General features: G+C 68.0%; 18 protein-coding genes. 8 read left to right on the top strand and 10 right to left on the bottom strand.

The genetic code is table 11. The features are described 5' to 3' along the window. Positions 1–6 precede the first annotated feature (6 nt). The 7 genes from VQ065_RS11245 (at position 7) to VQ065_RS11215 (ending at position 7,828) form a co-directional block, all read left to right on the top strand. Positions 7–1,485 carry an ANL family adenylate-forming protein gene (locus VQ065_RS11245; protein WP_003086670.1) on the top strand — a complete coding sequence of 493 codons (1,479 nt, stop codon included), beginning with the start codon at positions 7–9 and terminating at the stop codon, positions 1,483–1,485. Beyond that, entirely contained in the window at positions 1,485–3,083 is a 1,599-nt protein-coding gene (locus tag VQ065_RS11240; protein WP_003086667.1) for an asparagine synthetase B family protein, read from the top strand. The genes VQ065_RS11245 and VQ065_RS11240 overlap by 1 nt, the downstream gene beginning before the upstream one ends. Beyond that, positions 3,080–4,039, top strand: coding sequence for a clavaminate synthase family protein (locus VQ065_RS11235; RefSeq protein ID WP_003082503.1), 960 nt, complete (start codon positions 3,080–3,082; stop codon positions 4,037–4,039). Before VQ065_RS11240 ends, VQ065_RS11235 begins: the two co-directional genes overlap by 4 nt. After that, positions 4,036–5,265: an MDR family MFS transporter gene (locus VQ065_RS11230; RefSeq protein ID WP_003082502.1), complete on the top strand. Its 1,230-nt coding sequence runs from the start codon at positions 4,036–4,038 to the stop codon at positions 5,263–5,265. The genes VQ065_RS11235 and VQ065_RS11230 overlap by 4 nt, the downstream gene beginning before the upstream one ends. After that, positions 5,262–5,897 carry an alpha/beta fold hydrolase gene (locus tag VQ065_RS11225; protein WP_003086664.1) on the top strand — a complete coding sequence of 212 codons (636 nt, stop codon included), beginning with the start codon at positions 5,262–5,264 and terminating at the stop codon, positions 5,895–5,897. The genes VQ065_RS11230 and VQ065_RS11225 overlap by 4 nt, the downstream gene beginning before the upstream one ends. A 117-nt stretch (positions 5,898–6,014) precedes the next feature. Beyond that, entirely contained in the window at positions 6,015–6,713 is a 699-nt protein-coding gene (locus VQ065_RS11220; protein ID WP_003086661.1) for a pirin family protein, read from the top strand. Between the two features lie 179 nt (positions 6,714–6,892). Further along, on the top strand, positions 6,893–7,828 hold the full coding sequence (locus VQ065_RS11215; RefSeq protein WP_003086658.1) for a DedA family protein/thiosulfate sulfurtransferase GlpE: 936 nt from the start codon (positions 6,893–6,895) through the stop codon (positions 7,826–7,828). A gap of 16 nt (positions 7,829–7,844) precedes the next feature. On the opposite strand, the gene VQ065_RS11210 is transcribed toward VQ065_RS11215, so the two are convergent. The 7 genes from VQ065_RS11210 to ycaC form a co-directional block, all read right to left on the bottom strand. Then, complete coding sequence (locus tag VQ065_RS11210) at positions 7,845–9,344, bottom strand: flavin-containing monooxygenase (protein WP_003086655.1); 1,500 nt, start codon at positions 9,342–9,344, stop codon at positions 7,845–7,847. A 166-nt stretch (positions 9,345–9,510) separates the two neighbouring features. Continuing rightward, positions 9,511–11,352: a glutathione-regulated potassium-efflux system protein KefB gene (kefB, locus tag VQ065_RS11205; protein ID WP_003086638.1), complete on the bottom strand. Its 1,842-nt coding sequence runs from the start codon at positions 11,350–11,352 to the stop codon at positions 9,511–9,513. Positions 11,353–11,354: 2 nt separating this feature from the next. Next, on the bottom strand, positions 11,355–11,828 hold the full coding sequence (locus tag VQ065_RS11200) for an SRPBCC family protein (RefSeq protein WP_003082488.1): 474 nt from the start codon (positions 11,826–11,828) through the stop codon (positions 11,355–11,357). Positions 11,829–11,987: 159 nt separating this feature from the next. Beyond that, positions 11,988–12,935 carry a pirin family protein gene (locus VQ065_RS11195; RefSeq protein WP_003086636.1) on the bottom strand — a complete coding sequence of 316 codons (948 nt, stop codon included), beginning with the start codon at positions 12,933–12,935 and terminating at the stop codon, positions 11,988–11,990. Positions 12,936–12,961: 26 nt separating this feature from the next. After that, complete coding sequence (locus tag VQ065_RS11190; protein ID WP_003082483.1) at positions 12,962–13,519, bottom strand: NAD(P)H-dependent FMN reductase; 558 nt, start codon at positions 13,517–13,519, stop codon at positions 12,962–12,964. A gap of 28 nt (positions 13,520–13,547) precedes the next feature. Further along, positions 13,548–13,955, bottom strand: a complete 408-nt coding sequence (locus VQ065_RS11185; protein WP_003086631.1) for an OsmC family protein — start codon at positions 13,953–13,955, stop codon at positions 13,548–13,550. A gap of 142 nt (positions 13,956–14,097) precedes the next feature. Then, positions 14,098–14,715, bottom strand: a complete 618-nt coding sequence (gene ycaC, locus VQ065_RS11180) for an isochorismate family cysteine hydrolase YcaC (RefSeq protein ID WP_003082476.1) — start codon at positions 14,713–14,715, stop codon at positions 14,098–14,100. Between the two features lie 300 nt (positions 14,716–15,015). Here ycaC and VQ065_RS11175 point away from each other — a divergent pair, with 300 nt between their 5' ends. Continuing rightward, complete coding sequence (locus tag VQ065_RS11175; protein ID WP_003082475.1) at positions 15,016–15,930, top strand: LysR family transcriptional regulator; 915 nt, start codon at positions 15,016–15,018, stop codon at positions 15,928–15,930. A gap of 7 nt (positions 15,931–15,937) precedes the next feature. Here VQ065_RS11175 and VQ065_RS11170 read toward each other — a convergent pair whose 3' ends face one another. The 3 genes from VQ065_RS11170 to VQ065_RS11160 form a co-directional block, all read right to left on the bottom strand. Further along, a complete protein-coding gene (locus tag VQ065_RS11170; RefSeq protein ID WP_003086626.1) occupies positions 15,938–16,600 on the bottom strand; it encodes an O-methyltransferase in 663 nt (220 codons plus the stop codon). Between the two features lie 19 nt (positions 16,601–16,619). Then, positions 16,620–17,153, bottom strand: a complete 534-nt coding sequence (locus tag VQ065_RS11165; RefSeq protein ID WP_003086623.1) for a C40 family peptidase — start codon at positions 17,151–17,153, stop codon at positions 16,620–16,622. A gap of 82 nt (positions 17,154–17,235) precedes the next feature. Continuing rightward, positions 17,236–17,853, bottom strand: a complete 618-nt coding sequence (locus tag VQ065_RS11160) for a C40 family peptidase (RefSeq protein ID WP_003082470.1) — start codon at positions 17,851–17,853, stop codon at positions 17,236–17,238. Positions 17,854–17,855 lie beyond the last annotated feature (2 nt).

Genomic DNA, 17,855 nt, shown 5'->3' with positions numbered 1-17,855 from the left:
GCCGGCATGAGCAGCCTCCCCGTACCCGTATCGCTCGACAGCACCCTCCGCCATCTCGGCAGCGCCGACCCGCGGCGGCCGTTCCTGATCGACGCCCGCGAGCCGGAGCGACCGCTGGAATACACCTGGGGCGACGCCGACCGCCAGGTCGATGCCCTCGCCGAGCAGATCGCCGCGCATGCCTGCCGCAGCGTCGGCGTGCTGCTCGACAACAGCTACCGCAACCTCTGCCTGATCTATGCGGTCATGCGCGCGGGCAAGCATCTGGTGCTGATCGATCCCGAGTGGGGGGAGGCCGCGAAGCAGGCCATCGTCGACGAGATGCGCCTGGAAGCGCTGGCCAGCGAACATCCGCTCGAGGGCGCGCTGGCCGGGCTGCGCCTGGCGCTGGACTTCGAGCGCAGCGCGACGCGCCGGCTCGACCGCGCCGCGCACAGCCACATGATCCTGTTCACCTCGGGCACCACCGGCCAGCCGAAAGGCATCGAACTCAGCCAGCAGGCCATGCTCCATGCCTACCGCATCGGCCGCGACTGCCTGGGCATCGGCGAGCACACGCGCTCCGGTTGCTTCTACCGGATCAGCGGCCTGGGCATCCTCGGCATCAATTTCCTCTTCCCGCTGCTGTACGGCGGCAGCGCGGTGCTCCTGCCGCTGCACTGCTGGGCCGACAGCGAAGGCTTCTGGGAATACGTGGAACGCTTCGGCATCAGTTTCCTCTACCTGGTGCCGCCGGTGGTCAACCACATGGTCAAGGAAGGCTCCCCGCCGCCGCGCCGCTTGCCGTTGCAGCGCCTGCTCTGCGTCGCCGGCTCGGCGCGCCTGGACGCCGACCTGCAGGCGGCCTTCCAGCGCGACTACGCGGCGCTGGCGAACATCTACGGCCTCAGCGAGTGCGGCTTCGCCTTCCTCTTCGGCAAGCGTCGCGGCGACGCGTTCGACAACTCGGTGGGACCGGCCGTCGGCCTGGAACTCAAGCTGACCGACCCCGACGGCCGCCCGCTGGAGGGCAGCGGCGAACGCGGGCGCCTGTGGGTGCGCACGCCGAGCCTGTTCTCCGGCTACGTCAACCGCCCCGACCTGACCGCCCAGGTGCTCGAGGACGGCTGGCTGAACACCCAGGACCTCGCCTACTTCGACGAGGACCGCTGCGTGCACGTCCTCGGCCGTTGCGACGGCACCATCAACAAGGGCGGCAACCTGTTCCACCTGAATGAATGCGAACGGGCGCTCAACGGCCTGGACGAGGTGATCGACGTCTGCTGCCTGAAGGTCGACTGCCCGCTCTATGGCGAAGACTATGTCGCCGTGATCCACACCGCGCCGCAGGTCGAGTTCGCCTTCCTGCCCTGGCTCCAGCAGCAGCTCGGCACCCTCCGCGCGCCGCAGCGCGTGGTGCTGTCGCACCAGGCCCTGCCGCTGAATGGCGCCGGCAAGCACGATCGCCGTGCGCTCGCCACGCTGCTGCAACGGGAAGCCTCGTGATGTGCGGCATCCTCGGTTACGTCGGCACCGGTTTCAGTGTCTCGCGCTTCGCCGGAGCGCTACGCCTGCTGGCCCATCGGGGTCCGTTCGGCGAGGGCATCGCGGCCCTGCCGAACGGCGCCATCGGTATGACCCGCCTGCCGATGTCCGGCGCCGCGGCGGTGCCGCTGCCGCCGCAGGAGGGTCAGCGGCGGGTCGCCTACAACGGCGAGGTCTACCAGGCCGGCTGCGAAATCCATGGCGAGATCCGCCTGCTGCTCGACGGCTTGCAGCGCGGGGTACTGCCGGACGGCATGTACGCCCTCGCCAGCTGGGACCCGCAGACCCGGCAATTGACCCTGCTGCGCGACGAGTTCGGCATCAAGCCGCTGTACTACAGCTACCAGCCCGAGCGCGGCCTGCTGGCCTTCGCCTCCGAGCCGCGGGCGCTGCTGCACCTGCTCGGCGGCGCCCGCGCCGACGCCGAGGCGATCGCCCAGGTGGTCGCCGCCGGCGTGCCGCTGGAAGGCCAGACCCTGTTCCAGCAGGTCCGTCTGCTGCTGCCCGGCGAGGTGTTGCGCTTCGATCTCTCCCAGGAGCGTCCGCGCCTCTGCCAGCGCCAGCGGCTGGCCACCGCCCCGGCCAGCGAGGCGGACAGCCTCGACGAGCAGCTCGGTGAAACCCTCGAACGCTGCCGCCAGACCTTCCGCCCCTGCGCCCTGCTGGTCAGCGGCGGGGTCGATTCCAACCTGCTCGGCAGCTACCTGGACCCGCAGTTGCAACGCTTCCACCTGTGCCTGGAAGGCGACGAGGAAAGCCTGCTGCCACACCCTCGGCTGCAACGCTTCGAGCTGCGCCAGGAAGCCTTCATGCCGCTGCTGCGTCGCGCGGTCGGCAACTTCGGCGGGGCGACACGGATGTCCAGCCTGCTGATGTACCAGCGCCTGGCCGACGGTATCGGCGAGCAGGGCTATCACTGCGTGCTTCTCGGCGAAGGCGCCGACGAACTGTTCTGGGGCTACCCGCGCCATCTCGAACTCTGGCGCCGGCGCGACGCGCCGGAACCGCGGCGCTTCGCCGCCGCCTGGTTCGGCGAGTACCGGCGCAAGGCCGCGCTGCTGGCGGAACCGGCGGGCCGACGGGTCGCCGAGCGGATCGAGGAACTCGCCCACGAGGCCCTCGGCCAGGGCCTCGAGGCGGCGATCGGCCAGTTCGACCTGCACTACTCGCTGGAGCCGCTGCTGCGCCGCGCCGACCATCTGCTGATGTCGCGCACCATCGAAGCGCGCACCCCCTACCTGCATGGCGCCCTGGCGCAGCGCGCCGGGCGCCTCCAGCGGATCGTCGGCGACACCGCCAAGGCACCGCTGGTGGCGCTCCTGGAGCAGCGCGAGAAACGCTGGCAGGCGCAGCCGAAACGGCATTTCCGCCTGCCGTTCGAACGGTGGCCGCAGGCCCTCGGGGAAATGCGCCGGCACCTCGCCGAACGCCTGCCGGCGCTCCACGACCTCGGCCTGGAAGGCCTGGATGCACCGAACGTCGCGGCGCTGCCCGGCGACCAATTGTTCACCCTCACCACCCTGTCGCTCTGGCAGCAGGAATACGGAGCCTCGCTATGACAACCATCCATCGTCGCCCCGCGCCCTGGCGGGGCAACGCGGTGTTCTGCGCTTCGGCCGCTTTCGCCGCCGGCCTAGAAACGCTGTTCGCGCGCCTGCTGGAGCGGCGTCCCGCGGATAGCGCGGAGGCTCTCCTGCGCCAGCGCCTGCATCACGAACTGGAGCACGGCAGCGGCGTGCTGCTGCACGATTCCGCGCTGCTGCGCGGACTCGCCGAGGACGAATTCCAGCGGGTGTTCCGCGCATTCTGCCAATGGCTGGGACGCACCGTGGCGATCAACCGCAATGGCGAGTACCTCAAGGAAGTGCGCGACCTCGGTCTGCGCGACGCCCGCGACGCGCCGCAGCGCGGCCACCTCACCAGTCAGGAACTGGCCTTCCACTCCGATCGCGCCGATCTCACCGTGCTCGCCTGCTGGTCGCCGGCACGCCGGGGCGGCGCCTTCCGCATCCGTTCCTCGGCCGACGTCCTCGCCACCCTGGAAGCCGCCAATCCGGCCTGGCTGCCCCTGCTCGGCCAACCGATCCCCCACGACCTGCGCGACGAAGGCGACGCCGACTACGCGCTGGTGCCGCTGCTCACGGAAACCCCACGGACCTTCGTCTTGCGCTATATCCGCAAGTTCAACGAATCGGTGACGCGCCACGGGCTAAGCCTCGCCCCGCAGGTGCGAAGCATGCTCGACGGCCTGGACGAGGCGATCGAACGCGCCGACGGCTATGCCGAACTGGACTTCAGCAAGGGCATGCTGGTGCTGGTGAACAACCACACCACCCTGCACGCGCGCACCGAGTTCAGCGACGACGAGCGGCAGCGCCGCTGCCTGCTGCGCTGCTGGCTGAGCAGCGAGTTCACCCGCGAACTGCCGGAAAGCTTCCTGCCGCTGTTCCACCAGGTAGCCGCCGGCAGCCTGCGCGGCGGCATCCGTCCCCTCGCCCAGGAGCCCCGCCCGTGAGCGACAACACCTTCAGCGTGCAACGCTTCCGCGCCCTGCCGACGGAAATCCACGTAATGCTCGTCGGTACGCTGCTGACCCGCGGCGCCTACTTCATGGTCTGGCCGTTCCTGGCACTGCTGCTGTGGCGCGAGTTCCGGCTGTCCGCCAGCGCCATCGGCCTGCTGCTGGCGCTGGCGACCGTCTGCGGCGCGCTCAGCGGCATCTATACCGGCTGGCTGTCGGACCGTTTCGGGCGCAAGCGCCTGATCTTCTTCGGCACCAGCCTCAGCGGGCTTTCCTTCGTGCTGCTGGGCTTCAGCGGCCAGCCGCTGTCCTACGGACTGGCGATCTCCGGGGTGAGCATCGGCTGCGCCCTGCTCGAATCCAGTTGCAAGGCGCTGATCGGCGACCGCGTCGAGGATCGCCGCTCGCGGGAACTGGCGCTCTACTGCCGGTACTTCCTGATCAACCTGGGCGCCGCCCTCGGCCCGCTGATCGGCCTGACCCTCGGCGTCGCCGCCCAAGCCGGCACCTTCCTGGTCACCGCGCTGGTCTACTTCTGCTACGGCCTGCTGCTCTGGCGCCTGCTGCACCACCTCGAACTGAAGCGGCGCAGCCTTGCCCCGCGATCCTCGACGGGGTTCCTCGAAGCCTGCCTGAGCATGGCCCGGCATCGCGCCTTCACCCTGCTGTTGCTGTGCAACATGCTGGCCGCGCTGATCTACGCCACCTTCGATTCGACCCTCGTGCAGTACCTCACCCGCAGCGGTCTGCCCGACGTGGTCAACAGCATCGCCCTGCTGGTGACCATCAACGCGCTGACCATAGTGGTCGCCCAGTTTCCCCTCCTCCGCCTGCTGGAAAACACCGGCACCGGCGGCCGCCTGATGCTCGGCATGCTGCTCATGCTCCTGGCCCAGCTAGGCTTCGCCTGGACCCCGGTGACCCTGTTCGCCGGCCTGGCGCTGGCCACGGTGGTGCTCAGCCTCGGCGAACTGATCGTGTTCCCGACCTTCAGCGTGGAGGTCGACCAACTGACCCCCGACGACTTGCGCGGCAGCTATTTCGGCGCGGCCAATCTCTACAGCCTCGGCACCGCGCTGGCACCGCTGTACGGCGGGATCATGCTCGACCATGCCGGCAGCCAGGCGCTGTACCTCGGCCTGGCCGCGCTGTGCGGGGTGATCATGCTGCTGCAGGTCGGCGCGGTCGGCCTGCGCCAGGCCGAGCGGGCCGGCGGATGAGCGGCGTGCTGCTGGTCTCGGGATTTTTCCTGCGCCGCTCCGCCTGGTCCGTGGAAGGCGCCGGCTGGCGAAGCTGCGACCATCTGCGCGACGCGCCCGGATGCGACCTGGCGCATTGGCTGGACCGGGCCGCCGCCACGCTGGCCGGCGAGGAGCGGGTGATACTCTGCGGCCACAGCTTCGGCGGCTACCTGGCGCAATGCCTGGCGGCCCGCCTGGGCGAGCGCGCCGCGCACCTGTACCTGTTCAGCGCGCTGGTCAGCGAGGGCGGCGGCGCGCTGGAAAGCTACCAGGACAGCGGCCAGGACAATCTCCTCGGGCTATGCCGCCTCGACCCGCTCGGAGGGCGGGTCCGCCTGGAAGACCGCGCCGGCTTCCTCGAACTGCTCGGCGCCGAGGTGCCGACCAGCGCCAGCGAGCCAGCGCAATTGCTGATCGACTCGCCACGGCAGACTCGTCCAGCCTGCCCGGTCACCTACGTGGTGGCGGCCGCCGACCGGCTCAGCCCGCCGTCGCTGCAACGTTCCTTCGCCCGTCGCCTGGACGCTCGGGTGCGGGAATACCCGGGCGGGCACCTCGCCGCACTGGCGGACCCGCGCTTCCTTCGCGCCCTGATCGAATCTAATAATTAGATAGATAAAGCCGAAAATACGCGCTTTTTTATCGCAATGATCTGACGGATGATGACCCCATCAACCGCCCGCCCCCTCGCGCAAACGAGCGGCGACGGGCCCAATGGAGATCCGATCATGATCGAACGTCGTCCTTTCGACCGTCTGGGCCATGCCAACCACGGCTGGCTGAACGCGCGTCATCATTTTTCCTTCGCCGACTACTATGACCCGGAGCGCGAGGACTGGGGCCGCCTGCGGGTCTGGAACGATGACGAGATCGCCGCCGGCAGCGGCTTCCCGCCGCACCCGCACCGTGACATGGAGATCATCACCTATGTCCGCGAAGGCGCGATCACCCACCAGGACAGCCTGGGCAACAAGGGCCGCACCGAGGCCGGCGACGTGCAGGTGATGAGCGCCGGTACCGGCATCGTCCATTCGGAGTACAACCTGGAAGCCGAGACCACCCGGATCTTCCAGATCTGGATCATCCCGGACCGCCGCGGCGACCAGCCGCGCTGGGGCTCCAAACCGTTCCCGAAGGCCGAGCGCGACGGTCGTTTCGTCACTCTCGCCAGCGGCGACGAGCAGGACAGCGAAGCGCTGCACATCCGCGCCGACGCCGAGGTCGCCGCGGTGACCCTGAAGGCCGGCCAGAGCGCCGAGTACGCCCTGGAAAACGGTCGCCGCGCCTACCTGGTGCCGGCCACCGGCAGCATCGAGGTCAACGGCGTGCGCGCCGAGGCCCGCGATGGCCTGGCGGTACGCGACGAACCGACCCTGAAGGTCACGGCCCTGGAAGACAGCGAAGTGCTGCTGGTGGAAGTGGCCTGACCCGACAGCCCCTCGCCCCCACGGGCGAGGGGCTGCTTTCGTTTCGCCCCAGCCCAGGGCCGCCTCTCTCGACGCAGCGGCGTTATCCGCCGCAACGCCTCCGGCCCTGCCGACTTGGTTCTTCCCAGCTTCACGCTTCGCGCTCACACTACCCGCAGAAGCATTCGAGAGGCTCCGCCATGCGTGAACTGCAACCCCTGCTGGAGAACCACGGGCTGCTCCTGCTGTTCCTCAACGTGCTCTGCGAACAGGCCGGGCTGCCGATCCCCGCCTACCCGGCGCTGATCGTCGCCGGCGCGCTGGCCATGCAGGGCGTCGGCGCGCCGCTGGGCGTGGTCCTGCTGGTGGTGGTGCTCGCCTGCCTGCTGGCGGACGTCGCCTGGTACCTGGCCGGGCGCCGCTATGGCGGCTTCCTCCTGCGCAGCATCTGCAAGGTCTCGCTGTCCCAGGACAGTTGCATCCGCCAGAGCCAGAACATGTACCTGCGGGTCGGTCCGAGGGCGCTGCTGATGTCGAAGTTCCTGCCCGGCGCCAGTGCGTTGTCCACCACCCTGGCCGGCATGACCCGCACCCACCTGCGCCGCTTCCTCGCCTACGACGCCGCCGGCTCGGCACTCTGGGCCGGTTCCGCGCTGCTGCTGGGGGTGATCTTCAGCGATGCGGTGGACCACCTGCTGGCCCTGCTCAGCGACTACGCGGCCATCGGCGCGCTGCTGATCGCCGGCGCCTTCGCCGCCTTCATCGCCTGGAAGCTCTGGCAGCGCCAGCGCCTGCTGTCGCGCAGCCGGCGGATTCCGCGAATCAGCGTGGAGGAACTGGAAAGCCTTCGCGAACAGGGGCAATTGCCGGTGATCCTCGATGTCCGCGCCCATCACGAAGACGAGCCGAGCGGCATTCCGGGAGCCATCCCGGTGGAACTGAACGTGTCGCTGAAGGACCTGCCCGGCGACCTCAGGGACGCCAGCATCGTCATCTATTGCGCCTGTCCCCACGAACTTTCCGCCGCGATGCTCGCCCAGCGCCTCAACGCCTCCGGCTTCACCCGCACCTGGGCGCTGGCCGGCGGCCTGGACGCCTGGCGCAAGGCCTACGGGCAGGTCGCGGCGAACGCCTGAGCGGTGCCCGCCGGGTTCAGCCCAGGGCCTGCACCGCCGCGCCGCCGGCTTGCCGCTGCGACGCCGGCGAGGAGAACACCAGGTAGCCGTCCTCGACCTTGCCGTAGCGCAGCAGCGCCAGATCGAGGACGTAGTTCTGGTAAAGCTTCCAGGGCATCCGGTCGCCCTGCTTGGGCATGCGCTCGGCGGCGCGCTGGATGTAGCCGGAGTCGAGGTTGAGGAAGGGCTCCTCGCGCACGTCGCCGGTGCTGTCGCGGGCGGTCACCTGGCGCATGCCGGTGGCGTCCATGTGATTGATCAGGCGGCAGAAGTATTCGCTGGAGAGGTCCGCCTTGAGCGTCCAGCTGGCGTTGGTATAGCCGACCACCGCCGCCAGGTTCGGCAGGTCGCGCAGCATGATGCCGCGATAGCCCATGCTCTGGTTGACCTGGAACGGCTTGCCGTCGACCGCCAGCTCGGCGCCGCCGAACATCACCAGGTCGAGGCCGGTGGCGGTGACGATGATGTCCGCCTCCAGCACCTCGCCGGTCTTCAGGCGAATGCCCCGCTCGACGAAGCGGTCGATGTGCTCGGTGACCACCGACGCCTTGCCCTTGCGCAGTACCTTGAACAGGTCGCCGTCCGGCACCGCGCAGACCCGCTCGTCCCACGGCTTGTAGCGCGGGCTGAAGTGGCGCATGTCGAAGCGCTTGCCCAGTTGCAGGCTGGCCAGCTTGAGCAGGACCTTGCGGACCAGGCCAGGGAAGGTCCTGGCGAGCATGAAGAAGACCATCTGCATGGCCACGTTGCGCGCCCGCGCCTGGCGGTAGATCCAGGTTTCCGGAAGGAAGCGGCGGAGGAAATTGGAGATCGCGTCCTTCTGCGGCAGGGTGATCACGTAGGACGGCGAGCGCTGCAACATGGTGACGTGGGCGGCCTTGTCGGTCAGCGACGGCACCAGGGTCACGGCGGTCGCGCCGCTGCCGATCACCACCACCTTCTTGCCGCTGTAGTCGAGGTCCTCGGGCCACAGCTGCGGATGGACGACCTGCCCGGCGAAGTCCTCGCGACCGACGAATTCCGGGGTATAGCCGGCCTCGTAGCGGTAGTAGCCGGTACACATCAGCAGGAACTGCGCGGTCATGCGCAGCGGCTCGGGCTCGTCACCGCGCTGCACGTCGAGGTTCCAGCGCGCATTGGCGGAATCCCAGTCGGCCCTGAGCACCCGGTGGCGGTAGCGGATCTTCCGGTCGATGCCGTTCTCCCGCGCGGTCTCCTCGATGTAGCGGCGGATCGAGGGACCGTCGGCGATGGCCTTGGGATCGCTCCATGGCTTGAAGTTGTAGCCGAGGGTGAACATGTCCGAGTCGGAACGGATGCCGGGGTAGCGGAACAGGTCCCAGGTACCGCCCATCGCCGCGCGCCCCTCGAGCAGGGCGAAGCTCTTGCCGGGGCAATGCTTCATCAGGTGGTAGGCGGCGCCGACGCCGGACAATCCGGCGCCGACGATGAGTACGTCCAGGTGTTCGACAGGCATAAGGTTCCTCGATCGGCGGAAGCGTCCAGCCGTCTGCTGGGCTGATGCCCTCCACCCTACAGAGGGGATGCCGCGCGGGTATCCCAACCTTCGTACTGCGATATCCGCAAAGTATGGACCCAGGCGTGGGAATCACCCATGCCGGCGTACCGGCATGGGTCGGGCGCTAGGACGCGCGGGAAGGTTTCTCCGGGGTCTCCGCCGCTACCGCGCCACGGTCTTCCAACTGGTCGGTCTGGAACAGCGTCTCCAGCTCGACCCGCGCCTCGCGAGCGCTTTTGATCAGCGCGTCGCGGTCGTTGTAGAACAGGTGCTGGGAGGCCAGGACCTCTTCGTCGTGCCGGCGGAAACGACGGATCCGCGCGTCCGCCTGTTCCTCGCTCAGACCCAGGCCGCAGAGCACCATGCGGCTCATCTCCAGGCTGGAGAAGAAGGTCTCGCGCACCGGCTCGACCCCGGCGTCGAGCAACAGGTGGACGTGCTGGCGGTTACGCGCGCGGGCGATGATCTTCAGGTGCGGATAGAGCTTGCGCACGCGCTTGGCCGTCTCGATGTTGGTCTCCGGGTCATCGGTGGCGATGACGAAGAACTCGGCCTTCTCTACCTGGGCCGCGCGAAGGATCTCCGGGCGCATCGGGTCGCCGTAGAAGATCGGGATCGCGCCGAGGGTACGGGTCAGCTCGATGGTCTCCACCGAGGTGTCCAGGGCGATGAACGGCACGCGCTGGGCGCGCAGCACGCGAGCGACGATCTGGCCCATGCGGCCGACCCCGGCGATCACCACGCGCGGGGTGTCGTCGTTGTCGATGCGTTCCATTTCCGGCGGCGGCTTCGTCGCCTCCGGCTCCTTCGCCAGCAGGCGCGCGAGGCCGAGTACCAGCAACGGGGTCAGGGCCATCGACAGGGTGATGGAAAGCACCAGCAGGTTGTGCAGGTCGTTCTGGAACAGGCCCTGGTCGCGGGCCATCTTGAACACGACGAAGGCGAACTCGCCGCCGGCCGCCAGGACCACGCCCAGGCGCAGCGCCGAGGCCTTGTCGAGGCCGCCGGAAATGCGTCCGACGAAGTACAGCACCGGCGCCTTCAGGGCGATCAGCAGCACGGTCAGGCCGAGCACCATCCACGGCGACTTGAGCAGCAGGCTGATGTCCGCGCTCATCCCCACGCTGATGAAGAACAGGCCGAGCAACAGGCCCTTGAACGGCTCGATCTGCGCCTCCAGTTCGTGGCGGTACTCCGAGTCGGCCAGCAGCAGGCCGGCGAGGAAGGCACCGAGGGCCATGGACACGCCGGCCAGCTCCATCAGCAGCGCGGTACCCATCACCACCAGCAGCGCAGTGGCGGTGGACATGTCCTGCAGCTTGGTCTGGGCGACGATGCGGAACACCGGGCGCAGCAGGTAGCGGCCACCGACCACCACCGCGGCGATGCTGCCGACTACCTTGAGGGTCTGGGTCAGTTCGCTACCGCCGGCGTCGCTGTGCGCACCGCTGAGCAGCGGGATCATGGCGATCAGCGGGATCGCCGCGATATCCTGGAACAGCAGGATGGCGAAGGCCAGGCGGCCATGGGGCTGGGTCAGTTCCTTGCGCTCGGCGAGGATCTGCAGGCCGAAGGCGGTGGACGACAGCGCCAGGCCCAGGCCGAGCACCACCGCGCTGTTCACCGGTTGGTCGAAGCCGACCAGGGCCACGGTGCCGATCACCACGCCGGTCAGCAGCACCTGCAGCAGGCCGACGCCGAACACCGACTTGCGCATCACCCACAGGCGCCGCGGCGACAGCTCCAGGCCGATGATGAACAGCAGCAGCACCACGCCCATCTCGGAGATCTGCGCGACGCTTTCCGGGTTGTCCACCAGGCCCAGCACGCTGGGACCGATCAGCACGCCGGCCAGCAGGTAGCCGAGCACCGCGCCCAGTTGCAGGCGCTTGGCCAGCGGCACCATGAACACCGCCGCGATCAGGAAGACCACGCCGGACTGGAGAAAACTGCTTCCGTGTTCCACGCTCAACTCCCGCTGGCGGCGCTGGCGCCGAACCGGTCGCGGATGGTGGCGATGGTCTCCACATCCATGGCGATATAGGCCTGCTTGACGAAGGCGTCGTAGGGCAGTTCGTCGCCCAGCGGCTGCAGGTAGCGGGTGCAGTAGGCGAAACGCACGAACAGCGAGCCGGGCTCCGGCTCCTCGATGGTCATGTCGAGGCTGCCGCCGGCCACCTCGGCGCTCGGCTTGATGCTGTAGTGGGCACTGTCCGGCGCCTTCAGCACGACTTCGTCCTCGACCACCAGACCCGGCAGGTACAGGCGCCGGTGCAGGCGGTCGCCGTCATCCACGAGGATCTCGAAACGCTCCAGGCCGACGACGAAATACTGTGGCTCGCGCGCACGGCAGACCAGGCCTTCCCAGAGTTGCAGCCGGTCGAGGACCGGCAGGTCGACAAGCGTCCGGTCGTTGACCTGGACCAGGTGTTCGAATTGCATGTGGCTCACTTCCTGTTCGGTGCATGCGATAGGCGAGTTCTGACCGGCGATGGGTGCAGAAAGTTTTCCCGCTGCCGGCGAATCGCCAGACCGCAGGTCCGCAACGATCGCCGACAGGCATTCGAGGACGCCGCCGGGGCACCCGGCGGCACATCGACCTCACTCGGCGTCGATCTTCCAGGGAATCGGCGGAGCGCTCAAGCGCGGCCCTTCCAGGGCGTCGAGCCGGCCGAAGCGAGCATCCCCCTCCTCCCAGGCCTTCTGCGCCCGGGCGATCTCACCCTTGCTGTGGCCGACGAAGTTCCACCACATGAAGATCTCCGCGCCGAACGGTGCGCCACCCAGCAATAGCACCCGCGCGCCAGGGTCGAGTTGCAGTTGCAGGCCGTCGCGGCCGTCGCCCAGGTAGGCCAGTTCGTTCACCGCGAAATGCTCGCCGCCCACTTCCAACCCGCCTTCCAGCGGCAGCAGGCCGTACTCGAAGTGCGGGTCGAGCGTCAGTTGCAGGGTCGAGGCGTCGTGGCAGGCCAGGTCGGCACCGAGCAGCGGCGAGTAGAGCCGGCACGGCGCCTGCCGACCGTCCAGAGCGCCGGCCAGCAGGGTGAAGGTGACCCCATGCTCCTGCCAGCGCGGCAGGTCGGGATGATGGTCGAAGGCCGGGGCGATGTCGCGCTGCTCGTAGGGCAGCGCGATCCACAACTGCGCGGCGTGGGCGTGGCGCTCGTCGGGCAGCGACTCCTCGGTGTGGGCGATGCCATGGCCGGCGGTCATCAGGTTGACCTGGCCCGGACGGATCACCTGGACGTTGCCCAGGCTGTCGCGGTGCAACGCCTCGCCCTGGATCATCCAGGTGAAGGTCTGCAGGCCGATGTGCGGGTGCGGGCCCACGGCCAGGCCGCCGCCGGGTTCGAATTCGGCGGGACCGGCATGGTCGAGGAAGCACCAGGCACCGATCATCCGCCGCTGGCGCGACGGCATCAGCCGACTGACGGTGATCCCGCCGCCGATTTCCGCGGCACGCGCGGTGACTCGTTGCAGCAGGTGTTCGCGGCGCTCCGGACAGTCCCGCGAGGAGGACAGGTCGCAGCGCTCTTCGGTATTGCTCATGTTCAGGCTCTCCGGTGACGAGGCATTCAACCGCGCAGGCGGCGCACCCATAGCTGCAGGGCCTGCAACTGCTGCTGGATCAGCTCGCGCGCCTTGTCGTCGAGCAACCGGCCCTGGGCGTCGAAGGCGTTCTGCGCGCTGGAGATCATCACTTCCGGCTTGTTCAGCGGATGAACGTCGAGGAACACCAGCGTCTGGCGCAGGTGATACTGCGCCCGCGCGGTGCCGAAACGCCCGGCGCTGGCGCCGAGGATCGCCGCCGGCTTGCCGGAGAACGGCTGCTCCGGCGGCCGCGAGGCCCAGTCGATGGCATTCTTCAGCACCCCGGCCATCGAATAGTTGTATTCCGGGGTGGCGAACAGCAGCGCGTCCGCCGCGCGGATCTGCTCGCGGAAGCGTTCCACCGCGGGCGGGAAGCCGAGGGCGTAGACGTCCTCGTTGTACAGCGGGATGCCGGAGATGTCCGCCAACTCGATGCTCATGCCCGGCGGAACCAGACCGATCGCCTCCTGCAGCGCCGCGCTGTTGTAGGAGCCGCTGCGCAGGCTGCCGGAAATGCCCAATACCTTGATGTCGTCGCTCATGCCGTGCTCCTCGATGTGTGTGCGGGGTTCAGTCGCGCAGTTGGCTGCTGACGCTGACCTCTCCGGAGAGTACACGATGGATCGGGCAGGCATTGGCGATCTCCAGCAGACGCTGGCGCTGCTCGGCGTCGAGATCGCCGGCCAGGCGGATGTCGCGGCGGATATGGGTGAAGGGCTCCGGCTTGGTGCGTTCCTCGACGATGTCCAGTTGCACGTCGATACCCTCCAGCGGCCACTCCTTGCGCTGCGCGTACATCGCCACGGTGATCGCCGTGCAGGCGCCCAGCGCCGAGAGCAGGATCTCGTGCGGCGAGGGACCGCTGTCGCCGCCGCCGAGGGCGGCCGGCACGTCGCTCAGCCACTGGTGGCTGTCGTCGCCGAGGGTCACGCGGTAAGGGGTGGCGCCGAGGGAAGCGTTGACGACCTGGGTAGCCATGGGGTTTCTCCTGTGCATGGGGGGCGTGCCGGAACCTCGGGTTCCGGCGAAGCGGCGTTCCGATGAAAACACCTGGACGGAAAACGACACAAGGCACCCGATGGTCGGAGTGCCTTGTGTCCGGGACAGCGGCGAAGCCGGCTTACTTCTTCGTGCCGAAGCTCTGGATCAGGTTGGCGTACGCCGGCAGGTGGCCGCCGAGGATGGCACCGAAGCCTTCGATGTCGTTGCGCCAGTCGCGGTGCAGTTCGCAGCCGACGCTGAACCAGTTCATCAGTTGCGCGCCGGCGGCGGTCATGCGCGCCCAGGCGGCGTCGCGCACCACCGGGTTGAAGGTGCCGGAGGCGTCGGTGACGACGAATACGTCAAACCCCTCCTCCAGCGCCGAGAGGGTCGGGAAGGCTACGCAGACATCGGTCACCACGCCGGCGATGATCAGTTGCTTCTTGCCGGTGGCCTTGACCGCCTTGACGAAGTCCTCGTTGTCCCAGGCGTTGATGTTGCCGGGGCGGGCGATGTACGGGGCCTGCGGGAACATTTCCTTGAGTTCCGGCACCAGCGGGCCGTTGGGGCCGTCCTCGAAGCTGGTGGTGAGGATGGTCGGCAGGTTGAAGAACCTGGCGATGTCGGCCAATGCCAGGACGTTGTTCTTGAACTCGTCCGGGCTGAAATCGCGGACCAGGGAGAGCAGGCCTGCCTGGTGGTCGACGAACAGCACCGCCGCATCGTTCTTGTCGAGTCGCTTGTAGGTGAAGGACATGGTGTTTCTCCGGTCTCGGGCGGCGTCCGTCGCCGCGCGGTGTGAAACGAAGCGCCTCCTGGGAGGCATGCATGGGCGGTCTCGGGAGCGCACGCCGCCCATCAAGAGTAGTGACAGCGACAGCGATTTACCGCCCGGCAAAATGCGAAAACGGTGTTCTCGATACCAGAACAATGCCATTCCCCGGGCGCGCTACGCTTGCCCTGCCATTGCCGTTCCTGCACGTTCGACGCGCGCGTCCCCTTACCAGGAGTTCTCCCGCATGCGACAGTCTGCCTCCCGATTGTTTCGAGATTCGCCATGAGCCTGCGCCTTGAAGACATACAGGCCTTCCTCAACGTGGTCGAGCTGGGCAGCATCAGCGCCGCCGCCGAACGCATGAGCCTGTCCAAGTCCGTGATCAGCAAACGCGTCAGCGACCTGGAGCGCCACCTCGGCGTGCGCCTGCTCTACCGCTCGACGCGCAACGTCGAGCCGACCGAGGCCGGCGGCTTCTTCTACAAGTCGGCCAAGGCCTCGCTGCAGGACCTGAACAACGCCGCGGAAAGCGTGGCCCTGCGCGAGAACGACCTGTGCGGGGAATTGCGGGTGATGGCGCCGATGAGCTTCGGCACGCTCTGGCTGGGGCCGCTGGTGATGGAATTCATGGCGCGCAACCCGCGCCTGGAAGTGGTCCTGCAACTGGACGACCGGATCGTCGACTTCGAGAAGGAAGGCTACGACCTGGCGATCCGCATCACCCGCCTGCAGGACAGCTCGCTGATCGCCCGCCAACTGGGCACCAGCCGCCGGGTAGTGTGTTGCAGCCCGGAATACCTGGAACGGCACGGCCCGCTGCAACGTATCGAAGACATCCTCTGCCATCCCTGCATCGGCTACAGCCACAACACCCCGTCGCAGCTATGGAGCTTCGAGCCGCGGGTGGCCGGCGAGCCGGCGCGGATGATCACCCCGCGCGGACGCTTCAACACCAACAACGGCCAGACCATGCGCGACGCCGCGGTGCGTGGCCTGGGCCTGGCGATGCTGCCGCTGTTCATCGCCGCCGAGGACCTGGCCGCCGGCCGGCTGGTCGAGGCCCTGCCCCAGGAGCGGCCGCTGGACGACCTGATCTACGCCATGTATTCGCGAGCGGCAACCCTCTCGCCGAAAGTGAAGCTGTTCGTCCAGTTTCTCCAGCAGGCCCTGGGCAGCCCGCCGTGGGGCGTGCGCTGAGCCTCGCTCAGCGCTTGCGACAGACGCTCAGCCCGTCGCCGATCGGCAGCAGCGAGTAGTCCACCCGCGCGTCGTTCTTCAGCGCCAGGTTGAGCTGCTGGATGCCGCGGGTATCCGCACTCTTCGGCTGCGCTTCGAGCACCCGGCCGCTCCACAGCACGTTGTCGAAAAGCACCAGCCCACCCTGGCGCACCAGCGCCAGCGCGGCTTCCAGGTATTCGGGGTAGTTGGCCTTGTCGGCGTCGATGAAGGCCAGGTCGAATTGCCCGGCCAGGCCTTCGTCGAGCAACGCACGCAGGGTTTCCAGGGCGGGCCCGAGGCGCAGCTCGATGCGCTCCTCGACAGCGGCTTCGCGCCAGTAGCGGCGCGCGGTGAGATGGTAGTCGCCGGGCAGGTCGCAACAGGTAAGACGCCCCTGCTCGCCAAGGGCGGTAGCCATGCACAGGGCGCTGTAGCCGGTGAAGGTGCCGACCTCCAGCGCCCGCCGCGCACCGATCAGGGTCAGCAGCAAGGCGATGAACTGGCCCTGCTCGGGGGCGATCTGCCAGCGCGCGTTGGGCAGCTTCGCGGTTTCCTCGCGCAGGCGGGTCATCAGCGGGGTTTCCCGCAGCGAAACGTCCAGCAGGTAGCGGTAGAGGTTGTCGTCGAGGTTGAGGGTGCGGGTGGTCATCGGCCCTGACCTCCCCGCCTCAGGGCATCCGCGCCAAGGGCGACGGCGCGACCAGCACGCGCTTGGCGTCCAGGTACGCGCGTTGCCAGTAGCTGTTCTGCAGGCTGTCCAGGCGCACCGTGCCGCCGGTGCGCGGCGCATGCACGAAGCGACCCTCGCCGACGTAGATGCCGGCATGGCTCACGGTGCGTCCACCGGAGGTGGCGAAGAACACCAGGTCGCCGGTCTGCAGGGCCTGCACCGGCACGCTGGGCGCGCGCATGGAAATCATCTCGCGGGTCGAGCGCGGCAGCTTGATGCCGGTCATGTCGCGGTAGACGAAGTTGATCAGGCCGCTGCAATCGAAGCCCGAATCGGGCGTGTTGCCGCCCCAGCGGTAGGGCGTGCCGACCAGGCCGAGGGCACGGAACAGCACATCGTCGGCGGCGGGCGAGAAATTCGTCGCCGGACGGAATACGACCTGTTTGGCGGGCGCGGGGGGCGGCGCTTTGCTGGCGCAGGCGGTAAGCAGCGCAGCAAAGGCGAGGATCGAGAATCGGGCCAGTGCATGCATAGTGGAAGCCTTCCTGGTGAGGAATGCTTCCACTTTGCTACGACAAGGAGTTAAACGCAATACTTAAAGTAAAACTTTAAGTTTAGCGCTTGCTCGTCAGGGCGTCCTTGTAGCCGGGTTCGAGCACCCGCTTGGCTTCCATGTAGCTCAGGCTCCAGTAGCTGGAGTCCAGGCTGTCCACCCGCACCCCGCCGCCGCGACGGCTGGCGGAATGGATGAACTGGCCATCGCCGATGTAGATGCCGGCGTGGCTGACGCGGCCACGGCCACGGTTGTTGAAGAACAGCAGGTCGCCGGGCTGCAACTCGTCCTTGGAGACCAGCGGCACGTCCATATCGATGAGTTCGCGGGTGGAGCGCGGCAGCTTGATGCCGGCCTCCTCGCGGAACAGGTAGCCGACGAAGCCGCTGCAATCGAAGCCTTTCGCCGTCGTACCGCCGAAACGGTACGGCGTACCGATCAGTTCGAAAGCGCGCTCGAGGATGCTGGACGCCAGCGCAGGCGTACCAGCCGATGAATTGTCCGCCCCTTCGTCCTCAACATCCTGCCAAGCGATCGCGTCGCGTTCGACGTCGATGCTGCTCTTGGCTGCGGTCGGCTCTTTGGCGACCTGCGGCTCCGGCGAATGGCTGGCGCAAGCGGCCAGCAGCAGAACGAAACTCATGGGCACGAGGGGTGCTAAGCGTTTAAGCATGGGCACGA

It is taken from the genome of Pseudomonas sp. KBN10P06128 (assembly GCF_037574945.1).
Taxonomy (GTDB): Bacteria; Pseudomonadota; Gammaproteobacteria; order Pseudomonadales; family Pseudomonadaceae; genus Pseudomonas; species Pseudomonas aeruginosa.
This window is presented reverse-complemented; position numbering and strand designations above follow the sequence as displayed.

Coding starts and splice junctions, on each gene's coding strand:
- VQ065_RS11245 (WP_003086670.1), top strand. CDS start 7: ATGAGCAGCCTCCCCGTACCCGTATCGCTCGACAGCACCCTCCGCCAT.
- VQ065_RS11240 (WP_003086667.1), top strand. CDS start 1,485: ATGTGCGGCATCCTCGGTTACGTCGGCACCGGTTTCAGTGTCTCGCGC.
- VQ065_RS11235 (WP_003082503.1), top strand. CDS start 3,080: ATGACAACCATCCATCGTCGCCCCGCGCCCTGGCGGGGCAACGCGGTG.
- VQ065_RS11225 (WP_003086664.1), top strand. CDS start 5,262: ATGAGCGGCGTGCTGCTGGTCTCGGGATTTTTCCTGCGCCGCTCCGCC.
- VQ065_RS11220 (WP_003086661.1), top strand. CDS start 6,015: ATGATCGAACGTCGTCCTTTCGACCGTCTGGGCCATGCCAACCACGGC.
- VQ065_RS11215 (WP_003086658.1), top strand. CDS start 6,893: ATGCGTGAACTGCAACCCCTGCTGGAGAACCACGGGCTGCTCCTGCTG.
- VQ065_RS11210 (WP_003086655.1), bottom strand. CDS start 9,344: ATGCCTGTCGAACACCTGGACGTACTCATCGTCGGCGCCGGATTGTCC.
- VQ065_RS11200 (WP_003082488.1), bottom strand. CDS start 11,828: ATGCAATTCGAACACCTGGTCCAGGTCAACGACCGGACGCTTGTCGAC.
- VQ065_RS11195 (WP_003086636.1), bottom strand. CDS start 12,935: ATGAGCAATACCGAAGAGCGCTGCGACCTGTCCTCCTCGCGGGACTGT.
- VQ065_RS11190 (WP_003082483.1), bottom strand. CDS start 13,519: ATGAGCGACGACATCAAGGTATTGGGCATTTCCGGCAGCCTGCGCAGC.
- VQ065_RS11185 (WP_003086631.1), bottom strand. CDS start 13,955: ATGGCTACCCAGGTCGTCAACGCTTCCCTCGGCGCCACCCCTTACCGC.
- ycaC (WP_003082476.1), bottom strand. CDS start 14,715: ATGTCCTTCACCTACAAGCGACTCGACAAGAACGATGCGGCGGTGCTG.
- VQ065_RS11175 (WP_003082475.1), top strand. CDS start 15,016: ATGAGCCTGCGCCTTGAAGACATACAGGCCTTCCTCAACGTGGTCGAG.
- VQ065_RS11170 (WP_003086626.1), bottom strand. CDS start 16,600: ATGACCACCCGCACCCTCAACCTCGACGACAACCTCTACCGCTACCTG.
- VQ065_RS11165 (WP_003086623.1), bottom strand. CDS start 17,153: ATGCATGCACTGGCCCGATTCTCGATCCTCGCCTTTGCTGCGCTGCTT.